This is a genomic window from Oleiharenicola sp. Vm1 (assembly GCF_047777955.1).
Taxonomy (GTDB): domain Bacteria; phylum Verrucomicrobiota; class Verrucomicrobiia; order Opitutales; family Opitutaceae; genus Didemnitutus.
The window spans coordinates 2,042,519-2,066,442 of record NZ_CP180537.1; the positions used below are offsets into that span (position 1 = coordinate 2,042,519).

At 70.7% G+C, this 23,924-nt stretch carries 14 protein-coding genes; 13 read left to right on the plus strand and 1 reads right to left on the minus strand.

Features of this window, described 5'->3' with window-relative positions; all coding sequences use genetic code 11:
• Positions 1-46: 46 nt before the first annotated feature.
• A complete protein-coding gene (locus ACMYLB_RS10375) occupies positions 47-1,711 on the minus strand; it encodes an alpha-amylase family glycosyl hydrolase (protein WP_415910839.1) in 1,665 nt (554 codons plus the stop codon).
• 43 nt (positions 1,712-1,754) lie between these two features.
• Here ACMYLB_RS10375 and ACMYLB_RS10380 point away from each other — a divergent pair, with 43 nt between their 5' ends.
• The 13 genes from ACMYLB_RS10380 (at position 1,755) to ACMYLB_RS10440 (ending at position 23,923) form a co-directional block, all read left to right on the plus strand.
• On the plus strand, positions 1,755-2,255 hold the full coding sequence (locus ACMYLB_RS10380; protein WP_415910840.1) for a hypothetical protein: 501 nt from the start codon (positions 1,755-1,757) through the stop codon (positions 2,253-2,255).
• On the plus strand, positions 2,177-2,893 hold the full coding sequence (locus tag ACMYLB_RS10385) for a LacI family DNA-binding transcriptional regulator (protein WP_415910841.1): 717 nt from the start codon (positions 2,177-2,179) through the stop codon (positions 2,891-2,893). The genes ACMYLB_RS10380 and ACMYLB_RS10385 overlap by 79 nt, the downstream gene beginning before the upstream one ends.
• 70 nt (positions 2,894-2,963) lie before the next feature.
• Positions 2,964-5,756: a glucoamylase family protein gene (locus ACMYLB_RS10390; protein WP_415910842.1), complete on the plus strand. Its 2,793-nt coding sequence runs from the start codon at positions 2,964-2,966 to the stop codon at positions 5,754-5,756.
• Positions 5,757-5,807: 51 nt separating this feature from the next.
• Entirely contained in the window at positions 5,808-8,651 is a 2,844-nt protein-coding gene (locus ACMYLB_RS10395; protein WP_415910843.1) for a TonB-dependent siderophore receptor, read from the plus strand.
• Between the two features lie 126 nt (positions 8,652-8,777).
• Positions 8,778-12,218, plus strand: a complete 3,441-nt coding sequence (locus ACMYLB_RS10400) for a GH36-type glycosyl hydrolase domain-containing protein (protein WP_415910844.1) — start codon at positions 8,778-8,780, stop codon at positions 12,216-12,218.
• Between the two features lie 11 nt (positions 12,219-12,229).
• Positions 12,230-13,648 carry an MFS transporter gene (locus tag ACMYLB_RS10405; RefSeq protein WP_415910845.1) on the plus strand — a complete coding sequence of 473 codons (1,419 nt, stop codon included), beginning with the start codon at positions 12,230-12,232 and terminating at the stop codon, positions 13,646-13,648.
• A 46-nt stretch (positions 13,649-13,694) separates the two neighbouring features.
• The gene (locus ACMYLB_RS10410) at positions 13,695-14,384 is read left to right on the plus strand and encodes a hypothetical protein (protein WP_415910846.1); all 690 of its coding nucleotides are present in this window, start codon (positions 13,695-13,697) and stop codon (positions 14,382-14,384) included.
• The gene (locus tag ACMYLB_RS10415; RefSeq protein WP_415910847.1) at positions 14,381-16,891 is read left to right on the plus strand and encodes a hypothetical protein; all 2,511 of its coding nucleotides are present in this window, start codon (positions 14,381-14,383) and stop codon (positions 16,889-16,891) included. The genes ACMYLB_RS10410 and ACMYLB_RS10415 overlap by 4 nt, the downstream gene beginning before the upstream one ends.
• Before the next feature lie 93 nt (positions 16,892-16,984).
• A complete protein-coding gene (locus ACMYLB_RS10420) occupies positions 16,985-19,174 on the plus strand; it encodes a glycoside hydrolase family 3 N-terminal domain-containing protein (RefSeq protein ID WP_415910848.1) in 2,190 nt (729 codons plus the stop codon).
• A gap of 3 nt (positions 19,175-19,177) precedes the next feature.
• Positions 19,178-21,109 (plus strand): glycoside hydrolase family 125 protein, encoded by a 1,932-nt coding sequence (locus ACMYLB_RS10425; protein WP_415910849.1) that lies wholly within the window; start codon positions 19,178-19,180, stop codon positions 21,107-21,109.
• Complete coding sequence (locus tag ACMYLB_RS10430; protein WP_415910851.1) at positions 21,106-21,789, plus strand: GDSL-type esterase/lipase family protein; 684 nt, start codon at positions 21,106-21,108, stop codon at positions 21,787-21,789. The genes ACMYLB_RS10425 and ACMYLB_RS10430 overlap by 4 nt, the downstream gene beginning before the upstream one ends.
• Positions 21,786-23,573: a glycoside hydrolase family 3 N-terminal domain-containing protein gene (locus tag ACMYLB_RS10435; RefSeq protein ID WP_415910852.1), complete on the plus strand. Its 1,788-nt coding sequence runs from the start codon at positions 21,786-21,788 to the stop codon at positions 23,571-23,573. Before ACMYLB_RS10430 ends, ACMYLB_RS10435 begins: the two co-directional genes overlap by 4 nt.
• Positions 23,534-23,923, plus strand: coding sequence for a fibronectin type III-like domain-contianing protein (locus ACMYLB_RS10440; protein WP_415910853.1), 390 nt, complete (start codon positions 23,534-23,536; stop codon positions 23,921-23,923). Before ACMYLB_RS10435 ends, ACMYLB_RS10440 begins: the two co-directional genes overlap by 40 nt.
• Position 23,924: the final 1 nt, after the last annotated feature.

The following is a 23,924-nucleotide window of genomic DNA, read 5'->3' on the forward strand; positions in this document are numbered from 1 at the left end:
CTGCGTGGCGCGCCGTCGCATTCGCGTGACGTCCCGCGGACGCGGCTCAGCGTGCGAGCTGGATGATCGCGTAGCTGAGCGGCGGCAGCTCGACGCGCCAGGCGCCGGCCGCACCGGCGAGCGCGTGCGTTTCGCCGTCGAGCGACGTCGCGTGCGAGAGGTCGAGATCCGCCGGGAGGACGCCGGCGAGCGGGCGGTCGGTGGGATTGAGTGCGACCAGCACGCGGTCGTGCTCACGGGTCCGGAGGTAGGCGATCGGCTGGCCCGCGTCGGCGAGCAGCGCGCGGAAATCCCCGCTGGCCCCCAGCGCCGGATGGGCGCGACGCAGCGCGATGAAGCGTTGCACGGCGCGGAGCGGCGAGGTGGCGTCCGCCAGCTGGGCGGCGACGTTCGGCCGCTCGGGCGACGGATCGACCGCGAGGTAGAATTTCTCGAGCGGGGCGGTGGAGAAGCCGGCGCCGGGCGTGGCGTCCCACTGCATCGGCGTGCGCGCCGGCGTGCGCTCGTAGCCGCCCTCGCGGTTCACGGTGAACGGCGGCGAGCGCATCCCGAGCTCGTCGCCGTAGTAGAGGAACGGCACGCCGGGCATGGTGAGCAGGAAGGCGTGCGCCACGACGAGGTCGCGGGCCGCGCGGCCGTTGCCGAGGCGCGGCGTCGTGTCGTGGTTGCCGGTGTGGAGCGCCATGAAGCCCCGCCCGCGGGTCGCGGCCAGGAGCGGCTCGAACTCGGTCAGGAATTTCCGGAAGGGCGTCGTGCCGCGCCGGTCGAAGATCGCCGGCTGGCCGCCGTGCTCGCGGAAGACGGACGCGTAGCCCGGCTTCGTCCACTGCAGGAGGAAATCCATGTGGAAGCCCTGCGGGATCGCGAGCTGCGGCTCGGACCACTCGGAGACCATCGCCTTGTCCGGATAGTCGCGGTCCATCCACTCGCGGAACTCGCGCCAGAGCGCGGCGGTGGCGGTGCCGTCCGGGTCGTTCTTCACCAGCGAGCCGGCCATATCGACGCGAAAGCCGCTCGCGCCCATCTCGAACCAGAAGCGCATGATCTTCTTCAGCTCGGCGCGCACCGCCAGCGGACCGGGCGCGTCCACCCGCTGTTGCCACGGCTGCGCCGGATCGGGCCGGGCGTAGCCGTAGTTGAGCGCGGGCTGGCAGGAATAGAAGCTGGCGATGTAGTTCGCGCTGCGCTCGGCGGTGCCGACCACCACCTGCTGGTTCGGGGCGAAGAGCTGCCCGACGCCGGCGGTCCAGATATACCAGTCCGTGTAGGCGTTCCTCGCCGCCCGCTGGGATTCGCGGAACCACGGATGCTGGTCGGAGGTGTGCGCGGCCACGAGGTCGAGCATCACGTGGATCCCGAGCCGCCGGGCCGCGGCGAAGAGCTCGCGCAGGTCGTCGTTGGTGCCGTAGCGGGGCGCGACGCGGTAGAAATCGGCGACGTCGTAGCCGCCGTCGCGGAAGGGCGAGACGAAGCAGGGATTCAGCCAGATGCCGGTGACGCCGAGGTCGTGCAGGTAGGGGAGCTTCTGAATGATCCCGCGCAGGTCGCCGATGCCGTCGCCGTCCGAGTCGGCGTAGCTCTGCGGGTAGATCTGGTAGAACACGGCCTGCTCGAGCCAGGCGGGTGGGGGACGGAGCTCGGCCGCGGGCGCGGCGACGCAGAGGAGCCCCGGCAGCGCCAGGCGCGCGAGGCGGGCGACGACAGCGTTCATGCGCGCACGCTAGGTCCGGCGCCGCGACGCGGGCAATCCCTCTTTGCACACGTTTGCTTGCCGGGCGCCCGCAGACCTGCACGATGCTCGCACCCATGCCCCCCGCCGCTCCCAACGGCTCGACAAGACCGGTATCGTCCAGATCGCCGCCAAGCTCGGCGTCTCGCCGTCGACGGTTTCCCGCGCCCTCCGTCCCGAGACGGCGCACCTCGTGCGCGAGGACCGGCGCAAGGAGATCCTCGACCTCGCCGAGAAGCAGCACTTCCTGCCCAACCTCGGCGCGCGCATGCTCCGCAAGGGCGTGAACACCACCCTCACGGTGGTCGTGCCGCTGGATGAAAACATTTTCTTCTCCGAGTTCTACGGCCGCTTTCTCGCCGGCACGCTCCACGCCGCCGCCGCGCGCGGGTGGGGGTGCACATCTGCACGCTCCGCCGCAAGGAGGGCGCGAGCTTCCGCGAGGCGATGCAGCACCTGGCGCTCAACTCCTCGGGGCTCATCTACCTGGCCGAGCCGCTGTCGCAGGCCGACGTGCAGGAACTGAAGGGCTACCGCCGGCCGTTCGTGCTGACCAAGTCGGCCCTGCCGCCCGGCGTGCGCGCGGCCGACCTCGGCGTGCCGGTCGTCGGGGTGGACAACCTCGCCGGCGCCCGCTCGGTCGCCAGCCTCCTGCTGCAGCTCGGCCACCGGAAGATCGGCCTGCTGCTCGGCCCGGCCGGCTCGCGCGACGCCGACGAGCGGCGCCGCGGCTACCTGGAGATGCTCGAGAAGGCCGGGGTGAAGCCGCGGGCCGAGTGGATCTTCGAGGGGAATTTCAGCGCGGAGACCGGCCGCGCCGGCATCACGAAGTTCCTGCAGTGCGCCGAGCGCCCGACGGCCGTGTGCTGCGCCAACGACGAGATCGCCTTCGGCGCGATCAACGCCGCGCACGTCGCCGGCCTGCGCTGCCCGGACGATCTTTCCGTCGTCGGCTTCGACGACGGCATCTGGGCGACCGCCTGCCAGCCGGCGCTGACCACCGTGCGCCAGCCGCTGGCCGACATGGCGGAGCGCGCCGTCGGCCTCGTGGTGGAGGCGGCCAATTCCCCCGGCGCCGCCGCCCGCGTGATGCTCGACGAGATGCCGGCGCCGATGATGATTCGCGAGTCCACGCGGCCGCTGCGCACGGCGGACCGGAAATAGCCCGAGGCGGTTCGTTCGGCTCCAATGACAAGTCGTGCGGCGTTTTTGGCCTTGCTTTGCAAACGTTGTCATGAAACTGTCCGCCATCCCCGGCGCGCTTGCGGCGCCCTGTTATCGCACCCACACCATGCTGTTCGTCTCCCGTTTCGCCGTCTGGCCGGCGCTGCGTCGCACGCTTTGCTTCATGCTGCCTGCGGTCCTGCTTCTCTCCGCTCCCGCCCGCGCGGCGACCCTCTCGCCGGAGGACGAGACGCTGCTGGATGACATCGAGCGGACGGCGTTCCGGTTCTTCCAGGAGCAGGCGCACCCGCGCACCGGGCTCGTCCGCGATCGCGCCCGGGCCGACGGCGCCGAGAGCGCGGGCAAGGCCAGCATCGCGGCGTCAGGCTTCTCCTTCAGCGCCTGGGTGATCGCGACGGAGCGCGGCTGGGTGAACCGCGCGGCCGCGGTGGAGCGCGTGCGTGCGAAGCTGCGCTTCCTCGCCCACGAGGCGCCGCGGCACAACGGCTTCTTCTATCATTTCATGGAGATGGACACGGGCGAGCGCGCGTGGAAGTGCGAGCTGTCGTCCATCGACTCCGCCCTCGTCTACGCCGGCGCGATCGTGGCGCGCGAGTATTTCGCCGACCCGGAGATCACCGCGCTGGTCAACCGCCTGCTCGGCGACGTCGACTGGAACTGGTTCCTCAACGACGGGAAGCAGGTCGCGCTGAGCTGGCACGACGAGACCGGCTTCTCGCGCTACCGCTGGGACCGCTACTCGGAGCACGTGCTGATGAGCTTCCTCGCGCTGGGCGTGTCGCCGCAGCCGCTGCCGGCCGCCTACTGGCGCGCGTGGGAGCGCAAGCCGCTCGGCCGCTACGGCGACTTCGTCTACGTGCAGGAGCCGCCGCTCTTCGTGCACCAGTTCCCGCAGGGCTATCTCGACCTGCGCGACCGACGCGACGCGACGATGGATTACTTCAAGAACTCGCAGCTGGCGACGCTCGCGCAGCGGCAGTTCAGCATCGACCTGAAGAACGAGTTTCCCAGCTGGGGAGCGAACCTGTGGGGTCTGACCGCCTCCGACTCCGCCACCGGCTACAAGGCTTGGGGTGGTCCGCCGCGGACGCTGCGCTTCAATTCGTTGGACGGCACGATCGTGCCTTGCGCCGCGGCGGGCTCCCTGATTTTCGCGCCGCGCGAGACGCTGGCCGTGCTGCGCCACCTGCGCCTCGCCTACGGCGACCGCATCTGGAAGCGCTACGGTTTCGTCGACGCGTTCAATCCCGAGACGGGCTGGGTCAACCCCGACGTGCTCGGCATCGACCAGGGCATCTCGATGATCCAGGCGGAGAACCTTCGCAGCGGACTCATCCAGCGGCTGTTCATGCGCGCCCCCGAGGTGCAGCTCGGCCTGGCCAAGGCCGGGCTCTACTCCACGCGGCGCGCGCTCACCCGCGGCGAGCAGGATCTCCTCCGCGCGCACGTCGCGCTCGCTTGGCAGCAATTGCAGCAGACGCCCGCCGACCCGGGCCTGCAGCTGACGGCGACCCTCGCGGCGCACCGCCTCGGACTCCTCGACGGCGGCGACGCGGTGGAGGCGGTCCGCCGGCTCATCTCCGCCACGGCGCCGTCCAGCGACGCGGCCACGAGCCTTTTCGCCGCCGGTCTGATCGCGGCGCGGCAGGCGCTGCCGGTGCTGGCGCCGGAGGCGACGCAGCGCCTGGGCGCGCTGACCTGGTCGGCTCCCGGGCCGGGAGAAAAACTCGGCTCGCTCGCGCGGCTCGGCGCCTTCCTCGGCATCGGCCTCGGGCGCGCCGCCGAGAGCGCCTGGTCCGGACTCGACCGCACGACGGAGGCCCTCGGCGCGGTGCATGTGCTGCAGTCCGGCGACGTTGCGGGCGCGGTGCTCCCGGGCCTGTGGCTCGACGAGCGCGCGGTCCTGAGCGGGGCGTCGGCTTCGCAGCTGGCCTACGCCACCCTCGACGCCGCGCCGGAGAAGCTCCCGGACGCGATGACGCTGGCGCTGCTGCTGGATCATTTTCCCGGAGAGGTGCTGCACCGTTTTGCCGGCGCGCTCGCGCGCAAGAGCGAGGGCGGCGCCGAAGCCCAGGCGGCGCTGGTGATCTCGGCCGCCAATCTCCTTTCCAGCGAGTGCGTGCGCGCGTGGTTCGGCCGCGACGCGGTGGCGAAGCAGGCGCGGGCAGCGATCCCGGAGTTCGTCGAGGGCGCGTTCGGCGACAAGACCTCCGTCGTGGCGCAGCGCGAGCTGCTCGGCCCGCGCGTGCTGCCGCCGGCCCGCCGTGCGATCGCGGTGGCCAGCGACCAGCCGCGGGAGAAGTGGGAATGGCACCGCGTCGCCGGCCTGGAGTTCAAGGACTCGCTCGCGGACGTGCGCCCGGGCGACGCCCCGGTCGAGTTGAAGTTCGCCTTCACCTGGGACCAGACGGCGCTGCACTTCCATGCTGTCGTGGTCGACACGCCGTCCGGCTACCAATACCCGGCCGAGCGCAACCGTCTGGTCGAGGTCTTCCTCGATCCCGCGAACGACGGCCTGCTCTGGCTCGGCGCCGGCGACTACCAGTTCGGCTTTATCCGCTCGCATCACTGGGAACTGAAGAACACGGCGGACGCCGTGGAGTTCTTCCATCATGCGACCAGCAGCGGCAAGATCACGCCCACGGCCGACGGTTACACCGTGGAAGCCTCGATCCCGTGGAGCGCGCTCGGCGTCACCCCGAAGGCTGGCCTCGAGATGGGCGCGTGCCCGGCGGTGGTTTCCGAGGGCACGAAAGAGTGGGAGGCCACGATCAAGCTCACCTGGTCCTACGTGCGCGAGGACGAGAGCCACGTCCGCCTCGGCGTGCTCCGCCTGCAATGACTTTTGTTCTGACAACCAGACCAAAACCCAACCCGTGCAACTACACCTGAAATGAAAACCCCGATCCCCCGCATGATCACGTTGGCGTTCGCGCTGACGTCGGGCGCCATGCCCGCCCTGCGGGCGCAGACTGCTGCTGCGCCTGAGACCACTCCGCCGGCGAAGGAAGACGTCTACACCCTGACGCCGTTCGTCGTGAACACCGACAAGGACGTCGGCTACGTCGCCGTCGACTCGCTGGCCGGCGGTCGCACGAACACGCCGGTCAAGTTCACCCCGACCTCCATGTCGTCGCTGACGCGCACCTTCATCGACGACCTCGGCATCCAGAACGTTCGCGACGCGCTCAAGTGGACGCCCAACGTCGTGCCGCAGGACCTGAATGCCGGCAAGGGCTTCGGTGGCGCGGCCTTTCAGGACTGGGCCTTCAACTACCGCGGCGCCGGCGCCGGCGAGCAGGGCGGCCCCGGACCGACGCGCAATTACTTCTCATTCTACCAAAACCAGGACGCCTACAACGTCGAGCGCATCGAGTTCCTCCGCGGCCCGAACTCCATCATCTTCGGCCTCGGCACCGTCGGCGGCCAGCTGAGCACCTACACCAAGATCCCGCGTCTCGACCGCAATTTCGTCAACGCGGCGATCACCATCGATGACAACGGCTCCAATCGCTACGAGCTCGACGTCAACCGCAAGGTGAACGACACGCTCGCGCTGCGCCTGAACGCCGTGAACGACAACAACCACGGCTGGCGGCAGAACGACGTGAACCACACCAAGGCCGTCGATCTCGCCGGCGTGTGGAAGATCACCGACGACGCGCAGCTCCGCATCGAGGGCGAATACGCCAAGATCCGCCGCACGCTCATCTCGTCCACGATCGGCGACAAGCTGTCCGGCTGGGACGGCACCACCGCATCGAACACCTGGGGCGCGGCGCCCACCGGCTCCGCCCGCACGGTTCCGATCCAGAACGCCGGCGCCTGGGGCGACTGGCTGAATCCGTTCTGGGTCTACATCCCGAGCCTGCCGGACGGCAAGAAGCTCATGGGCTGGGCCGGCGGCTACGCCTCCAGCAACAGCCTTTCCGACTCCGGCCAGGCGCTGAACTGGCAGCCCTCCAAGGGCTGGTATCCCACGCAGATCAAGCTCCCGTGGGAGTCGACCTATCAGGACACCTCCAAGATCCCGGTCCGCCCGAGCAATGACTGGACCTATGGCAACGGCGTCAGCGACATCGACTATCGCGACCTCACCGTCACCTACGACCAACGGATCAACCAGAACTTCGACTTCACCGCCGCGTTCTATCGCTATTACGACACCCAGAGCGCGAAGGATTACGAAGGCACCGGCGGCGCCGCGATCGACATCAACAAGCAGCTCCCGGACGGCACCGCGAATCCCAACTACGGCAAGGCGTTCGCCGACTTCTTCCTCAGCAAGCAAACGCAGAGCCGCAACGTCACCGAAGGCCGCGCCCAGCTGAACTACCACTTCGACTCGACCCTCTTCGGCAAGTCCTGGAAGCAACTCTTCTCGGTCTCCGCCTCGCAGAAGGAACTCAAGCAGTCCGCCCGCCAATACCTGGGCCAGGTCGGCAACGGCACCACCATCACCAACCCGGCGGACTGGGTGCAGAACATGATCTGGGGCCGCATCTACCTCGACACGCCGAACCAGGTCATGGCCATCCCCGAGGTCGTCAACGGCCGCGCGGTCGCCTACATGCCCAAGGCCGACGGCTACTGGTTCGACTTCGACGACACCTTCAAGCTGACCGACTTCGCCGCGATGTCGCAATCGCGCCTCCTCGACGACGCCCTCACCCTCACGCTCGGCGCCCGCCGCGACCGCTACAAGGAAGACCTGCGCGAACTCCGCCGCGGCCCGAACCTGACCGACAACATCGTGCATGAGTCGCAGAGCGGCGACACGTATTCCGCCGGCGCCGTCTACTTCGTCACCAGCAACGTGGGTCTCGTGACCAACTACTCGAAGAACATCCAGCCGCCGCACGCCGGCTCCCAGCCGCTCCTCAGCGGCGCGCGTCCGAACCCCGAAGAGGGCAAGGGCCTCGAATACGGCCTGCGCTTCTCCACCAGCGACAACAAGTATTACGCCACCCTCATCCGCTACGACACGCAGTCGAAGGGTCACCTCGTCGAGAACCCGATCGGCTTCCGCGCCGTCTGGCAGCGCTTCAACGAGGCGCAGGGCAACCCGACCAACTCGGGCAACGGCAACATGGCCTTCTCCGACACGACCTCGCTCGACGTGAAGGGCTATGAGTTCGAGATCACGGCCAACCCGACCAAGAACCTCCGCCTCCAGGCCAGCTACGGCACGCAGAACACGTCCAAGGTCGACTACTACCCGGACAGCCGCGCCTACTTCAGCTCGAACCTGGCCGCGTGGAACGCCGTCGTGAACAACGCCGCGCTCGACGCCGCGAAGCGCACCACGCTCCGCTCGGAGATCGCGAACGTCCAGAACGCCCTCGATCAGGCCAAGCCCGGCTCGAAGCAGGACGGCCAGCTCAAGTATACCGCCGCCTTCTTCGCGAACTACACGTTCACCGACCGGATGCTCAAGGGCTTCGAGGCCGGTGCCGGCGTCACCTACGCCGCCAAGCCCTACGCCGCGGTCTACGACAACGTCACCTACTACGGCGACTCCCGCCTGACGACGAACCTGACGCTCCAGTATCACACGAAGATCGCCTCGGTCCCGACGCACTTCGCGCTCTACATCGACAACGTCCTCGACGACCAGGATCCGTGGGTCACCAGCTACCACTGGGGCTACACCGACTCCTCCGGCCGCCACATCAAGGACGGCTACGTCCTCCAGGCGCCGCGCACGTTCCGTCTCGCCGCGCGCTTCGAGTTCTAAGTTCATCCGGAGGCGCCCGCCCTCGCGGCGGCGCCTCCTTCTCCGGTCTGGCCGCCCGGCCTCGGGCGGGGCGGCCGCCGGCTTATTCTCCCGATCCGCGAGCGCCGCTCGCCTCGTCCTCCGTCCATGGGTTCCGTCTCCCCTCACGCGCTCTCGCTCTCGGCCGCGGCCGACTTCGGGCTCATCGAGCTCACGTCCGCCAGCGGACTGCGCGCCCAACTGCTGCCGTCCGGCACGCTGTTCGCGCTGCGCCACCGCGAGACGCTCCTCAACCAGCTGCTGCCCGGCCCCGCCGAGGAAGGCCTCTTCCGCCTGCTCGTGCGCTGGCAGGACGCCGCGGGCCAGGTCGCCGGATCGGCGCCGCTGGTCGGTCGTGAGGTCGCTTTCGCTGCCGCCGGCGGCCCCGTCTGGCGCGCCGAGCCGCGCGCCGGCCTCGAATGCGTCACGACGCTGACGCTCCACCCGCAGCACGCCGCCTGGGCGTGGCGCGTCCAGCTCCGCAACACGTCGGGCGAACCGCTCGCGTGCGACCTTTTCCACGCCCAGGACCTCGGCCTCGCCGACGAGGGCGCGGTGCGCAACAACGAGGCCTACGTCTCGCAATACCTCGATCTCCTCCCCATTTCCGACGCGGCGCTGGGCCCCGTCCTCCTCGCGCGCCAGAACCAGCCCGCCGCCGGCGGCCGCCGGCCCTGGGCCGCGTTCGCGTGCGCCGAGGGCGCCGCCGCTTTCTGCACCGACGGCTACCAGTTCTTCGGCTCCGATTTCCGCCTCACCGGCGAGCCGGCCGCGCTGCGCGAACCCGCGCTGCCGTCGCGCCGCCTGCAATACGAGTGCGCGCTCGCCGGCCTCCAGTCGCGGCCGCTGGCGCTCGCGCCCGGCGCCACCGCGGTCGTGACCTTCGTCGGCCGCTTCGTCGAGGATCACCCGGCGGCCTCGTCGGCCGCCGACCTCGCGAGTCTCGCCGAGGTGCTGCCCGCCACCTGGGCCGCCGCGCCGCGCGCCGCGGCCTTCGCCCGCGCGCCGGGCTCCGTCTTCACCGGCGCGCCGTGGCTGCACGGCGCCAGTCCCACGGCCGCCGAGCTCGCGGCCTGGTTCCCCGGCGCGCGCCGGCACGAGGAATTCGACGCGCAGCGCCGCCTCCTCTCGTTTTTCTGCGGCGACCAGACGCACGTCGTGCTCCGCGCCAAGGAGGCGCTCGTCGCCCGTCCGCACGGCCACATCCTCCGCAACGGCGACTCGCGCTGGATCGACGACGCGCAGTTCGGCGTCACGTGCTACGCCGCCGGCATCTTCGGCGCGCAGGTTTACCTCGGCAACCCGAGCATCGCGCGCCTGCTCTCCGTGGTGCGCAACCCGCTCAACGTCGCGCGCGCCAGCGGCCAGCGGGTATTCGTCCGCCGCGGCGGAGCCTGGCAGCAGCTGGGCGTGCCGTCCGCCTTCGCCATGGAGGCGGGCCGCGTGCGCTGGATCTACCGCCTGGCCGACGCGACGCTCGAGGCCGTGCTCGAGTGCTCCGCCGCGCTGTCGGCGAGCTACCTGACGCTCTCGGTCGTCCACGGCGCCCCGCAGGAATTCCTGGTCACGCACCAGCTCGCGCTCGGCGCGAACGAGTTCGACGCCCGCGGCACGCTCGAGGTGCACGCCTCGTCCGGCTGGCTCGCGGCCCTGCCGGCGGCGACCGGCTTCCTGGCCCAGCACCTGCCGTCGACCGCCTTCGCGCTCGCGGCGGTGGAGCCGGGACAACTCGCCGCGCTCGGCGGCGACGAATTGATCCACGCCGACGGCGTGGCCCGCGGCGGGCCCTACGCGGCCTTCCGCTCGGTGGCGACCGCGCGCTTCGCGCTGGCGCTCACCGGCACGCACGACGGCGCGGCGGCGCTCGCCGCCGCCGTCGCCGCGGCCCGCGCCGACTACGGCCGGCCGCCGGCGTTGCCGCCCGCCGCCCCGGTGCGGCTCGGCGGCACGCGCGACGCCAGCGTGGCGCGCGTCGACGATGTGCTGCCGTGGTTCACCCACAACGCCTCCATTCATTTCTCCGCCCCCCACGGCCTCGAGCAATACGGCGGCGCGGCGTGGGGCGTGCGCGACGTCACCCAGGGCTCCATCGAGTGGCTGCTCGCCGCTGGCGAGCTTGCCGTCGCGCGGCGCGTGCTCGCGACGGTGTTCGCCCAGCAATACGCCGGGCCGGCGGCCCAGGCCGAGCATGTCGACGGCGCGTGGCCGCAGTGGTTCATGTTTCCGCCGTTCCACTTCATCCAGCAGGCACACAGTCACGGCGACGTGTGCTTCTGGCCGGTGAAGGCGCTGTGCGACTACGTCGAGGCGAGCAACGACCTCGCGTTCCTCGAGGAGGCGGTCGGCTACACCGACGCGAAGACCTTCACGCCGACGGCGCCGCGGGAGAGCCTCTGGGCGCACTGCGACCGCGTCGTGGCCCACGTCGAGGGCCGCCTCGTGCCCGGCACCGCGCTGGTGAACTACGGCGACGGCGACTGGGACGACACGCTCCAGCCCGCCGATCCCGCGATGCGCACGCGCATGATCAGCGCGTGGACGGTCGGCCTGGCCTTCCACACCTTCCGGCAGTTCGCGGCGGTCAGCCGCCGGGCGGGGCAGGGGGCCCGCGCCGAGAAACTCGAGGCCCTGCTCGCGCGCATGCGCCGGGACTTCGCGGCGCAGCTGATGCCCGGCGGCACCGTCGCCGGCTTCCTCATCAATGAGGCCGACGGCGCCAAGCGCCCGCTGCTGCATCCGGCCGACACCGTGACCGGCATTCGCTACCGGTTGCTGCCCATGACGCGCTCGGTGCTCGCCGAGCTGTTCACGCCCGAGGAGGCGCGGCGCCACCTCGCCATCGTCGAGCGCGACCTCAAGTTCACCGACGGCGTCCGCCTCATGAGCGAGCCGGCCGTCTACCACGGCGGTCTGGAAAAGCTCTTCAAGCGCGCCGATACCGCGGCGAACGTCGGCCGCGAGATCGGCCTGCAATACGTCCACGCCCACCTGCGCTACGCCGAGGCCATGGCCAAGGTCGGCGACGCCGACCGCCTCTGGGAGGCGCTGCAGGTCGTCAATCCGGTGGGCCTCGACCAGGTGGTTCCCCGCGCCGTCGCGCGCCAGAGCAACGTCTACTTCTCCAGTTCCGACGCGGACTTCGCCGACCGGGTCGAGGCGGCGGCGCGCTGGCCGGAGCTCCGCGCCGGCCGCGTGCCCGTGCGCGGCGGCTGGCGGCTCTACTCGAGCGGTCCGGGCCTGTTCCTGCACAAGGTCCGCGCCTGCCTGCTCGGCGTGCGCGAGTCGTTCGGCGACGTCGTGTTCGACCCGGTGCTGCCGCCCAGCCTCGACGGCCTCGCGGCCACGACGCACCTCTGCGGCCGCCCGGTGCAGCTCGTCTATCGCGTGCGCCACGGCACGAGCGCGCCGCGCGCCGTGCGCGTGAACGGCCGTCCCGTCGACGGCACGCGCGAGGCGAATCCCTACCGCGCCGGCGGCTTGCGCGTGCCCGCGGCCGTGATTTCCTCGCTGCTCCAACCCGCCGCCAACCGGATCGAGATCGACATCTGACCGCTGCGCCCATGACTTCCCACCACACGACGGCCGCGGCGGACCGCATCCCGGTTTCCCAGAAAATCGCCTACGGCACCGGCGCGATCGTGACGATCGTCGCGGTCAACTCCGTCGTGCAGCTGACGAACCTCGTCTACGTCGTTGGCCTCGGTGTCAGCGCCATCTGGATCGGCTACGCGCAGGCGTTTCCGCGGCTGTGGGACGCGATCATCGACCCGTTCCTCGGCAACATGTCCGACAACTGCCGCTCGCGCTGGGGGCGGCGGATTCCGTTCCTCGTCGTCGGCGGCGTGCTGATCGGGATCGCGTTCTGGGCGCTCTGGACGGTGCCGCGCGACTGGAGCAAGGAGGGGATGTTCGGCTACTTCCTCGTGACGTCGCTGTTCTTCTACACCGTCGTGCCGATCTACGCCATCCCGCACGGTGCGCTCGGGATGGAGATGACGGAGGACTACCACGAGAAGACGAGCCTCTTCGCCTACAGCACGGTGATCGGCAACATCGGCGCGCTGGCCCTCCCGTGGGTCTATTACCTCGCCAACCGCCCGATGTTCGGCGGCGACGCGGTCAACGGCGTGAAATGGGTCTGCCTCGGCCTGAGCGTTATGCTCACCGGCGCGGCGATGTGGTGCGCTTTCACCTGCAAGGAAGGCAAGCTCCACGAGGCCAGCCAGCAGGAGCGCGTGCCGGTGCTCCAGAGCTTCAAGGCCACCTATCGCAACCGGACCTTTCTCCGCCTCGTCGGCGCGTTCGTGCTGCTCATCGTCGCGTTCCAGCTCGTGATGGGCTTCAACAACTACATCCAGATCTTCTTCCTCTTCGGCGGCAACACGGACGCCGCTTCCGAGGTGATGGCGCTGAACGGCACGCTCTGGGCGACCGTCGGCATCCTCGGGGCGTTTCCGATGACGTGGCTGTCGAAGCGTTACGGCAAGCGCTTCACCGTGCTGCTGGCCTTCGCGCTGATCATCGGCGGCAACCTCTCGAAGATCGTCTGCTACAATCCGGCGCATCCGTATTGGACGACATTCCCGACCGTCTGCCTCTCGCTCGGCATGGCCTTCGCCTTCTCGCTCGTGAACGCGATGATCGCGGACATCTGCGACGAGGAGGAACTCGCCACCGGCATCCGCCGCGAGGGTATCTACTTCGCCGTCTACAACTGGTGGTGGAAGGTCGCGGTCTCGATCGCGACCATCATCAGCGGCTACCTCCAGCGCTTCACCGGCTTCGTCGAGGGCGCGAAGGTCCAGAGCGACACCACGCTCTTCCAGCTCCGCGCCTGGGAAATCGGCCTGCCGGCCGCGATCTGTCTGATCAGCGTCTGGCTGCTCGCCCGCTACCCGCTGACCGAGGCGCGCGCCTACGAGATCAAGGCCCTGCTCAAGCAGCGCAAGGCCGCGGCGACGCCCGCCGGTGCCGCCTGAACCACGCGCCCCGGGCCGGCGCGCGATGGCCCGAATCCTTCCCGCGATGAAAACGACTCCCGTCTCCTTCCGCTCGCTCCGTCGTCTCGGCGCCGCCGGGCTCCTGCTCGCCGCGGCCGCCACGTCCGGCTTTGCCCAGGCGCGCCAGCTCGACGACTTCGCGGCCATCGACGGCTGGTCGGTGGCCACCTCCGAGGGCGCGCACGCCACGGTCGGCCACGCCGCCGGCAAGACCGGCGGCGCGCTCGTGCTCGATTTCGACCTCAGCCAGGCCTACGGCCACGCCATCGCCCGCAAGGCCTTCGCCATCGACCTGCCGGCGAACTACCAGTTCACCTTCGAGCTCCGCGGCGAGTGTCCGGTGAACAACTTCGAGGTGAAGCTGATCGACGAGCACGAGAACGTCTGGTGGTGCAAGCGCCTCGCGGTGCAGTTCCCGGAGAAGTTCGAGACGCAGCACGTGCGCAAGCGCCACCTCTCCTTCGCCTGGGGCCCGCTGCGCACGCCGGAGATCCGGCACGTGAAGGCGATCGAGTTCGTCGTCTCCTCCGCCACCGGCGGCAAGGGCCGCATCTACGTCTCGAACCTCCGCTTCGAGCCGATCGACGACGCCGTCGCCGCCAACGCCCGCGCGAAGGTCAGCGCCAGCCACGGTGCGCCGAAGATCGACGAGCATGGGACGACGCTCGAGAACTGGTCGGTCCCGGCCGGGGCGGGGAGGAGTCGCTCACGGTGAACTTCGGTTACGAGCGCGAGTTCGGCGGGCTCATCCTCGACTGGGCGCCGGGCCGCCATGCCGCGCGCTACGCGGTGCAGACCTCGGCCGACGGACACGACTGGCAGACCATCGCCACGGTGCAGCAGGGCAACGGCGGACGCGACTACGTCTTCCTGCCGGAGAAGCAGGGCCATTTCCTGCGGCTCGCGCTCCCGGCCGGCGCGGCTGCGGTGGGCGTCGCGCTCTCGCGCCTCGAGGTGCAGCCGCCGCAATTCGGCCTGAACGAGAACGCGTTCTTCGAGGGCATCGCGCGCCAGGAGCGCCGCGGCCTGTTCCCGAAATACTACGTCGGCGAGCAGTGCTTCTGGACGACCGCCGGCAGCCCGGCCGACGGCGACAACGCCCTCATCGCCGAGACCGGCCAGATCGAGGTCGCGCGCTCGTGCTTCACCGTCGAGCCGTTCCTCTACGTCGACGGCCAGCTCGTCACCTGGAACGACGTGCAGCTGACGCAGTCGCTCGAGAAGGGCTACCTGCCGATCCCGACGGTCGAGTGGAAGCGCGGCGACCTCACGCTGCGCATCACGACATTCGCCGCCGGTCCCGCCGGGCCGAACAGCGTGCTGCTGACGCGCTATCGCCTCGAGAACGCCGGGGCGCCGGTGAAGGGCAAACTCTTCCTCGCCCTCCGGCCGTTCCAGGTGAATCCGCCATGGCAGAGCCTCTTCCGCGCCGCGGGCTGGGCGCGCATCGAGCGCGTGCAGCTGGCCGGCGGCGTGGTGCAGGTCAACGACCGCCACCTGATCCCGCTCGACCGCCCCAGCGCGTTCGGCGCCACGACCTTCGAGGCCGGCGAGATCACCGAGCACCTGGCGCGCGGCGCGGTGCCGGCGGCCGACACGGTCGAGGACCACACCGGCTTCGCCTCCGCCGCGCTGGCGTATGACTTCGACCTCGCGACCGGGGCGGCGAAGGAAGTGCGCACCGCCTCGCCCTTCCATCCCGGCGGCGACCCGATCCCGGTGAACGTCTCCGCCGAGGAAGCGGCGGCCTACGTCGACACCGCCCACGCCGCGGCGCGCGCGATGTGGGAGTCGAAGCTCGACCTCTTCCAGGTGCGCCTGCCGGCCTCGGCCCAGCCGGTCATCGACACCATCAAGTCGAACCTCGCCTACATCTTCATCAACCAGGATGGCGTGCGCTTCCAGCCGGGTTCGCGCAACTACCAGCGCTCGTGGATCCGCGACGGCTCGCTCACCTCGACCGCCCTGCTCGAACTCGGCCTGAACGACGCCGTCAAGGCCTTCGCCGACTGGTATGCGCCCTTCCAGTTCCCCAGCGGCAAGGTGCCGTGCGTCGTCGACCACCTCGGCGGCGACCCGACGCCGGAGAACGACAGCCACGGCCAGCTCATCTACCTGTTCATGCAGGTCTACCACTTCACCCACGACCGGGAGTGGCTGCGCGCGAAGTGGCCGCATGTCGTCCGCACCGTGCGCTACATCCAGGAGCTCCGCGCGACGCGCAAGACGGAACCCTACCGCAGCGGCACGCCCGAGCAGCGCGCGCTCTACGGCCTGATGCCGGAGTCGATCAGCCACGAGGGCTACTCGGCCAAGCCGATGCATTCCTACTGGGACGACGCCTTCACCCTCCGCGGCCTCAAGGACGCGGTGACGATCGCGGAGATCCTCGGCGAGACCGCCGCGGCGCGGGAGTTCGCCGCCGAGCGAGACGACTTCCGGAAGGACTTCTACGCCTCGATCCGCCTCGCGATGCAGAACACGCAGGTCGACTACATCCCGGGCTGCGCGGAACTCGGCGACTTCGACGCCACCTCGACCACCGTGCTCGTGCAGCCGGGCAACGAGGTCGGCCTGCTCCCGGAGCCGGCGCTGCATCGCACGTTCGACAAATACTTCGAGCGCTTCGTCGCCCGCCGCGACGGCAAGATGGAGTGGCTCGATCTCACGCCCTACGAGAACCGCGTCATCGGCTCCTTCGTCTACCTCGACCAGAAGGACCGCGCCCAGGCCTGCCTCGACTACTTCATGTCGCTGCGCCGCCCGGCCGGCTGGAACCACTGGGCGGAGGTCGTCTTCCGCGATCGCCGGACCCCGCGCATGATCGGCGACATGCCGCACACGTGGTGTGGCTCGGACTTCATCCGCTCGGTGCGCGGCATGTTCGTCTACGAGCGCGAGCAGGACGGGGCGCTCGTGCTCGCGGCGGGCGTGTCCGATGCCTGGGTGACCGACCCGGCGGGCATCGAGGTGCTCGCGCTGCCGACCTACTACGGCAAGCTCAGCTACACGGTGAAGAGCCGGCCGGCGGCCGATGGCTCCGTGGCTGTCGTCGACGTCACCGTCGCCGACGGGCTGCAGCGGCCCCAGGGCGGAGTGATCGTTCGCTCGCCGCTCGCGCGGCCGATCCGCGCGGTGTCCGGCGACGGCCAGCTCGTCGCGCCCGGCAGCAGCGAAATCCGCATCGACAGGCTCCCGGCGAAACTGTCGATTGCTTACTGAACCTCCCGGTCGCGGTCGCGCGCGAGCCGTTCGCCCGCGCGTGCCGCGACGTTGCCCATTCCCCATGCGTTTCCCCCGCTTCGTTCCCGTTCTTTGGCTCGGTTTCCTCTGCGTCGCGCTCCGCGCCGCGCCGGCCCCTCGATCGACGACCGCGTCCGCGACCTGCTGTCGCGCATGACGCTCGAGGAGAAGGTCGGCCAGCTGGTCCAGTATTCCTCGCGCGAGGACATGACCGGCCCGGCCTCCGGTTCCTCGATCACGCCGCAGCTCGAGAAGGGCGAGGTCGGCAGCATGCTCAACGTCGTCGGCGCCGCCGAGACGCGCCGGTGGCAGCAGATCGCGGTCGAGCACTCGCGCCTGCACATCCCGCTGCTCTTCGGCCTGGACGTCATCCACGGCTACCGGACGCTGTTCCCGATCCCGCTGGCCAGCGCCGCCTCGTGGGACATGGCGCGCATCGAGCAGGCCGAGCACATCGCCGCGACCGAGGCCGCCGCGGCGGGCATCCACTGGACCTTCGCGCCCATGGTCGACATCGCGCGCGATCCGCGCTGGGGCCGCATCGCCGAGAGCGCGGGCGAGGATCCTTTCCTCGGCGCCGCCGTCGCCCGCGCCCGCGTGCGCGGCTTCCAGGGCGACGGCTCCTTCGCCGGCACCGACCGCGTGCTGGCCTGCGCCAAGCACTTCGCCGCCTACGGCGCCGCCCAGGCCGGCCGCGACTACTTCACCACCGACGTGACCGAGCGCGTGCTGCGCGACGTCTATTTCCCGCCCTTCCAGGCGGCGAAGGCCGAGGGCGTCGCCACGTTCATGGCCGCCTTCAACGACATCGACGGCACGCCGTGCTCCGCCAATCCCTTCCTGCTCGACCAGGTGCTGCGCCGCGAATGGGGCTTCAAGGGCTTCGTCGTGTCCGACTGGGGCAGCATCGAGGAGCTGCGCGCGCACGGCAACGTGGCCGACATCCGCGAGGCGGCGCTGAAGGCGTTCAACGCCGGCCTCGACATGGACATGGAGAACGGCGCCTTCGGGCCGCACGTCGCGGAGTTCGTGCGCACGGGTAAGGTCTCGCTGGCACGCCTCGACCAGGCTGTGGGCGCCATCCTCGCCGCCAAGTTCCGCCTCGGGCTGTTCGAGGACCCCTATCGATTCTCCGACGAGCAGCGCCAGGCCGCGCTCCTGCTCGCGCCCGCGCATCTCGAGGCGGCGCGCGATCTGGCGCGCCGCTCCTGCGTGCTGCTGAAGAACAAGGACGCCGTGCTCCCGCTGAAGACCTCCGGCCTCAAAGTCGCGCTGGTCGGCCCGCTGGCCGACGCGCCGCTCGACCAGGTCGGCACCTGGCACGCCAAGGCGGATAAGAATGACACCGTCACCGTCCGGGCGGCGTTGGAAAAGGTCTACGGCGCCGGCCTGCGCTACGCGCGCGGCTGCGAGACGCAGGGCGACGACCGCAGCGGCTTCGCCGCCGCGCGCGCGGCCGCGGCCGCCTCGGACGTGGTCGTCTTGGCGCTCGGCGAGGACGTGTTCCAGTCGGGCGAATCCACCAGCCGCGCGTCGCTGGATTTCTCGGGACCGCAGATCGCCCTGCTCGAGGAACTGCACCGCGCCGGCAAGCCGATCGTGCTGCTGCTGATGGCGGGCCGGCCGCTGCTGCTGGAGAAGATCGAGCCGATGGTCGACGCCATCCTCGTGCCCTGGCACCCCGGCACGATGGGCGGGCCGGCCGTCGCCGATGTCCTCACCGGCGCCTACAACCCGTCCGGCAAGCTGCCGATCAGCTGGCCGCGCTCCGTCGGCCAGATCCCGCTCTTCTACGCGCACAAGAACTCCGGTCGTCCCGAGCCGCTGCGCCCGAAGGACCCGTATTTCTCCCGCTACATCGACCTGCCGAACAGCCCGCAGTTTCCGTTCGGCTTCGGCCTGAGCTACACCAGCTTCGTCTACGATCAGCTGCGCGTCAGCGCGCCGGTGCTGACCGAGAGCGGGGCGCTCACCGTCACGGTGCGCGTGCGCAACATCGGCCGCCGCGCCGGCGAGGAGGTCGTGCAGCTCTACGTGCGCGACCGCGTCGGCTCCGTCACGCGTCCCGTGCGCGAGCTGAAGGGCTTCCAGAAAATCGAGCTCGCCGCCGGCGAGGCGCGCGACGTGGCGTTCTCGCTCACGCCGGCCGACCTCGCGTTCTGGCGCGCGGACATGACCTTCGGCGCCGAGCCGGGCGACTTCGATGTGTTCGTCGGTCCCGACGCCACCGCGTCGCTCACCGCGAGCTTCAAGCTCGACTGACGCATGCCGCTCCGCCGCGTCATCGTCCTCGTCCTCCTGCTGGCCGCCCTGGCCGGCAGCAGCGGTGCGACGGAGTCGCGGCGCTTCGCCCTGACCCTGCGGCCCGACGACGTCCTGCCGACGGGCAACGAGCTCATCGCGCTGCCGACCATCCGCGCCGGCGACGGCGCGCTCGACAGCTTCAACGTCCTGTCGCTGCGTGACCGCGGGCTGCTCGAGGTCGCCGGCGACGCCGGCGACCCGGCGCTGCAGCCGTATTTCACGGTCGACGGCCAGCCGCTGCCGTTCCGCTCCCCGCGCTGGGAACTGCTCGAGTATTGGATCCCCACCGCGAGCCTCGCCGCGGACGGCCTCGAGCTCACGCTGACGTATTGCGTGCCCGCCGGCGCCCGCGCGGCGCTGATCCGCCTGACCCTGGCCAACCGCCGTGCGCAGCCGGTCGCGGCCAGCCTCGGCGTCCGCACCTCGTGGGGCGACCTGAACCGCGTGACCTACGCGCCGGTGGCGCTGCGCGGCGAACGGACGTTCACGACCGGCGAGACTTCGGTGTTCAGCTTCATCACCCACGACACGCACTTCGCCTGGGCGCTGAACGCCCCGGGGGCGACGGTGCGCGCGCCCGCCGCGCCCGGCCGCACGGCGCCGGGCATCGATGCGGCGCGGTCGTTCACGGTCGCCCCGGGCGCGCGGGTCGAGGCGAGCTTCTTTCTCAGCGTCGGGCTCGAGGAGAACAGCGCCGTGCACGCCGCGCGCGTGCTGCGGGAGAATACCGAGCGCGAGGGCGTCGACGGCGTGATCGCCGGCGCCGCCGCCTGGTGCCGTGCGCGCACGGGCACGACGGGGCAGGCCGACCTCGACCTGCTGATGAACCGGAACCTGCTCTTCACCGCGCTCTACGCCTGGGGCCGCACGCTCGACACCGAGCAGCTGGTCGGCATCACCTCGCGCAGTCCTCGCTACTACGTGTCGGCGGCCTATTGGGACCGCGACGCGATGCTGTGGTCGTTCCCGGGCCTGCTCGACATCGACCCGGCGCTGGCGCGCGAGGCGCTCGGCTACGCCCTCACGGTCCAGCTCCGCAACGCCGGCACGCACAGCCGCTACATTGACGGCATGGTGCTCGAGGACGGCTTCCAGCTGGACGAGGCGGTCGCGCCGCTCATCGCCCTCGGACGCTACTGGCGGCAGACCGGCGACCGGGAGTTCGTGGAGGAGCACCGCGCGGCCGTGCGGAAACTCCGCGACCGGCTGCTCGGGCGCTGCGACGCGGCCACGGGGCTCTACTCCTCGCACCAGGACGCGCAGGACGAGTTCCAGAAACTCCCCTTCATCATCTACGACAACGCGCTCGCCTGGCAGGCGTTCAACGAACTCGCCGCGCTCTTCACCGCGCTGCGCGACGAGCCGGCCGCCGCCGACGCGGCCCAGCGCGCCACCGCGTTGAAGGCGGCGATCCTCCGCCACGGCGTGGCCGTGCCGCCGGGCGCGACGGAGCCGATCTTCGCCGGCGCAACCGATGGCCGCACGCACGTCTTCGCCGAGGTGCCGCCCGGCTCGCAGATGAAGCTGCCGCTGGTCGGCTTCGTCGCCGAGGACGATCCGCTCTTCGTGCGCACCTACGACTGGCTGCATTCGCCCGCCTACGCGTTCTCGTTTTCCGCCGAGCCCTTCGGCCTGCCCGGCAGCCATCGCGTGCCCTTCACCACCTCGTGGAGTGTCGCCGACCACCTGCGCCTGAAGCGCAGCCGGGAGCACGCGCTGCAGATCCTGCGCGCGAGCGCGTGGGACGGCGGCATCATCACCGAGGGCATCGATCCGCACACGGCCGCCATGGACAAGGCCGGCCGCGCGTTCGCCACCGCCGCCGGCTACGTCGCCGATGCGCTCTGGCAGGAATTCGTCCGGCCGGTCCGTCCGTCACCTTCCACTCCATGAAAACACTGACGCTTCTCCTCCGCCGCGCGGCGCTCGCCGCGTGCCTCGTCGTCGCGACGCCATTCACCGCCCTCGTAGCCGCACCGGTGGCCTCCCAGGATTGGGCGAAGGACATGGCGGCCTTCGCCGCGCAGGACGCGGCGGCGCCGAGCGCGCCGGGCTGCGTCCTGTTCCTCGGCAGCTCCTCGATCCGCCTCTGGAAGACCCTGGCGACGGACTTTCCCGGCCTGCCGGTCGTGAACCGCGGCTTCGGTGGCTCGCAGATCGTCGACTCGATCGTGCATTTCGACCGCGTCGTGCTGCCGCATCACCCGCGCTTGATCGTCTTCTACGCCGGCACGAACGACATCGCCGCCGGCAAGTCGCCGGAGCAGGTCGCGGAGGATTTCCAGACGCTCTGCGCCAAGATCCACGCCGCCCGGCCGGAGGCGAAGATCCTCTTCCTTTCCATCCAATATTCGCCCTCGCGCTGGCACCTCCGCGACCGGATGGCGGCGGCCAACGCCGCGATCGCGAAGTTCTGCGCGGCGGATCCGCGCCGGAGCTTCGTCGACACCAACCCCGCCATGCTCGCCGCCGACGGCCGGCCCGACGAGTCGCTCTACTCGGCCGACCGCCTGCACATGGCGCCGGGCGGCTACGCCGTGTGGACCAAGCTGCTCGCCCCGCTCGTGAAATGAGCGACGGGCGCGCCCAGTTTCGCGATGCGGCGCTGCCGGTGGCCGCGCGGGTCGAGGACCTGCTCGGGCGGATGACGCTCGAGGAAAAGGTCGACCAGCTGCACCAGTGCGGCATCGGCGACGCCAACCCGAACAACCTCGCTGAGCGTCCGGACGAGTTCCGGCCGACCTACGGCTCGTTCATCCTCAACGGCGTCCAGGCGGACCTCGCGACGCGCAACGCGCTGCAGCGGATGTGCGTCGAGCGCTCCCGGCTCGGCATCCCGGCGATCTTCGGCTGCGACGTGATCCACGGTTACCGTGCGATCACGCCGATCCCGCTGGCGCAGGCCTGCACCTGGGATCCGGAGCTGGTCCGCCGCGCCTGCGCGGCGACGGCGGCGATGGCGCACGCGCAGGGCGTCGACTGGACGTTCGCGCCGATGGTCGACCATTGCACCGATCCGCGCTGGGGGCGCGTGGCCGAGACGTTCGGCGAGTCGCCGTTCGCGGCCAGCCGCTTCGCCGAGGCCTCCGTGCGCGGCTACCAGGAAGCGCCGATCCCGATCGCGGCGTGCCTGAAGCACTACGTCGGCTATGGCGCCTCCGAGGGCGGGCGCGACTATAGCGCGACGGAAATCCCGCCGCAGGCGCTCTGGGAGCGGCACTTGCCGCCGTTCGAGGCGGGCGTGCGCGCCGGAGCGCGCGCGGTGATGAGCGCTTTCAACGATCTCAACGGCGTGCCGACCTCCGGCAACCGCCAAACCTTGACGGAAATCCTGCGCGAACGCTGGCAGTTCGACGGCCTGGTCGTCTCCGACTGGAACGCCGTGCTCCAGCTCCTGCACCAGGGCCACACCGCGACCGAGGCGGAGGCGACGGCCCGGGCGATCACGGCCGGTGTCGACCTGAACATGGCGGACGGTCTCTACCGTCGTCATCTCGCCCGACTCGTGCGCGCGGGGACGGTGCCGCTCGCGGTGGTGGACGAGGCCGTGCGCCGCGTCCTGCGCGTGAAGTTCGAACTCGGTCTGTTCGAACGCCCCTTCGTGGAACCGTCCGCGCTCACGGGCGCCGCGCCGGACGCCGGACAGCTCGCGCTGTGCGAGGAGGTGGCGGTCCGCTCGCTCGTGCTGCTCAAGAACGACGCCGGCACGCTGCCGCTGCCGGCGGCGGCGAAGCGTCTCGCGCTGCTCGGGCCGCTGGCGCTCGACGCGGGCGCCTTGCTCGGCTCGTGGGCGCAGCAGGGTCGCGGCGAGGAGACGCCGACCATCGCCGCCGAACTCCAGGCGCGCCTGCCGGCGGGCAGCGAACTGGTCGTTGCGGCTGGTTGCGCGATCGAGGGCGGCGGACGCGAGGGCTTCGCGGCGGCGCTCGCGGCGGCGCGGAAGGCGGACTTCGTGGTGCTGTGCCTGGGCGAGCAGTGGTCGATGAGCGGCGAGAACGCCTCGCGCTCGTCGATCCGGCTGCCGGGCTGGCAGGAGCAGCTGGCGCTGGAGGTCGCCGCGCTCGGCAAGCCGGTGGCGCTGGTGCTCGTCACCGGCCGGCCGGTGGAGCTGCACCGGATCGAGCCGCACGTCGGCGCGATCCTCGCGGCGTGGCAGCCCGGCTCGCGGGCCGCCGCGGCGATCGCCCGCGTGCTGCTCGGCGCGGCGAATCCGTCCGGCCGCCTCGCCGTCACCTGGCCGCGCACGACCGGGCAGATTCCGCTCTACCACAACATGCGGCCGCGGGCGCGGCGCGACCCGGAGGGTTTTATCAGGACGTGCCGACCACGCCGCACTACGCCTTCGGCCACGGCCTGAGCTACACGACCTTCCACTACGGCGAAATCCGGCTGGCGCGCGCGAACGTGCGCGCGGGCGAGACGATCGCCGCGGAGGTGACGGTCACCAACACCGGGGCGCGGGCGGGAATCGAGAGCGTGCTGTGGTTCATCCGCGACCCCGCGGCCAGCATCACCCGGCCGCTGCGCGACCTGAAGCACTTCGAGTGCGCGGCGCTCGCCCCGGGCGAGGCGCGTGTGTTTCGGTGGGAGATCGAGCCGGGGCGCGATTTCGCGTTTCCCGACGCGGACGGCCGGCGCGTGCTCGAGCCGGGCGAGATCCAGCTCTTCGCCGGCGGGCGCAGCGTGACGCTGACGGTGCTCGCCTGAC

Coding starts and splice junctions, on each gene's coding strand:
- ACMYLB_RS10410 (WP_415910846.1), top strand. CDS start 13,695: ATGAAAACGACTCCCGTCTCCTTCCGCTCGCTCCGTCGTCTCGGCGCC.
- ACMYLB_RS10385 (WP_415910841.1), top strand. CDS start 2,177: ATGCAGCACCTGGCGCTCAACTCCTCGGGGCTCATCTACCTGGCCGAG.
- ACMYLB_RS10395 (WP_415910843.1), top strand. CDS start 5,808: ATGAAAACCCCGATCCCCCGCATGATCACGTTGGCGTTCGCGCTGACG.
- ACMYLB_RS10405 (WP_415910845.1), top strand. CDS start 12,230: ATGACTTCCCACCACACGACGGCCGCGGCGGACCGCATCCCGGTTTCC.
- ACMYLB_RS10430 (WP_415910851.1), top strand. CDS start 21,106: ATGAAAACACTGACGCTTCTCCTCCGCCGCGCGGCGCTCGCCGCGTGC.
- ACMYLB_RS10375 (WP_415910839.1), bottom strand. CDS start 1,711: ATGAACGCTGTCGTCGCCCGCCTCGCGCGCCTGGCGCTGCCGGGGCTC.
- ACMYLB_RS10390 (WP_415910842.1), top strand. CDS start 2,964: ATGAAACTGTCCGCCATCCCCGGCGCGCTTGCGGCGCCCTGTTATCGC.
- ACMYLB_RS10400 (WP_415910844.1), top strand. CDS start 8,778: ATGGGTTCCGTCTCCCCTCACGCGCTCTCGCTCTCGGCCGCGGCCGAC.
- ACMYLB_RS10425 (WP_415910849.1), top strand. CDS start 19,178: ATGCCGCTCCGCCGCGTCATCGTCCTCGTCCTCCTGCTGGCCGCCCTG.
- ACMYLB_RS10435 (WP_415910852.1), top strand. CDS start 21,786: ATGAGCGACGGGCGCGCCCAGTTTCGCGATGCGGCGCTGCCGGTGGCC.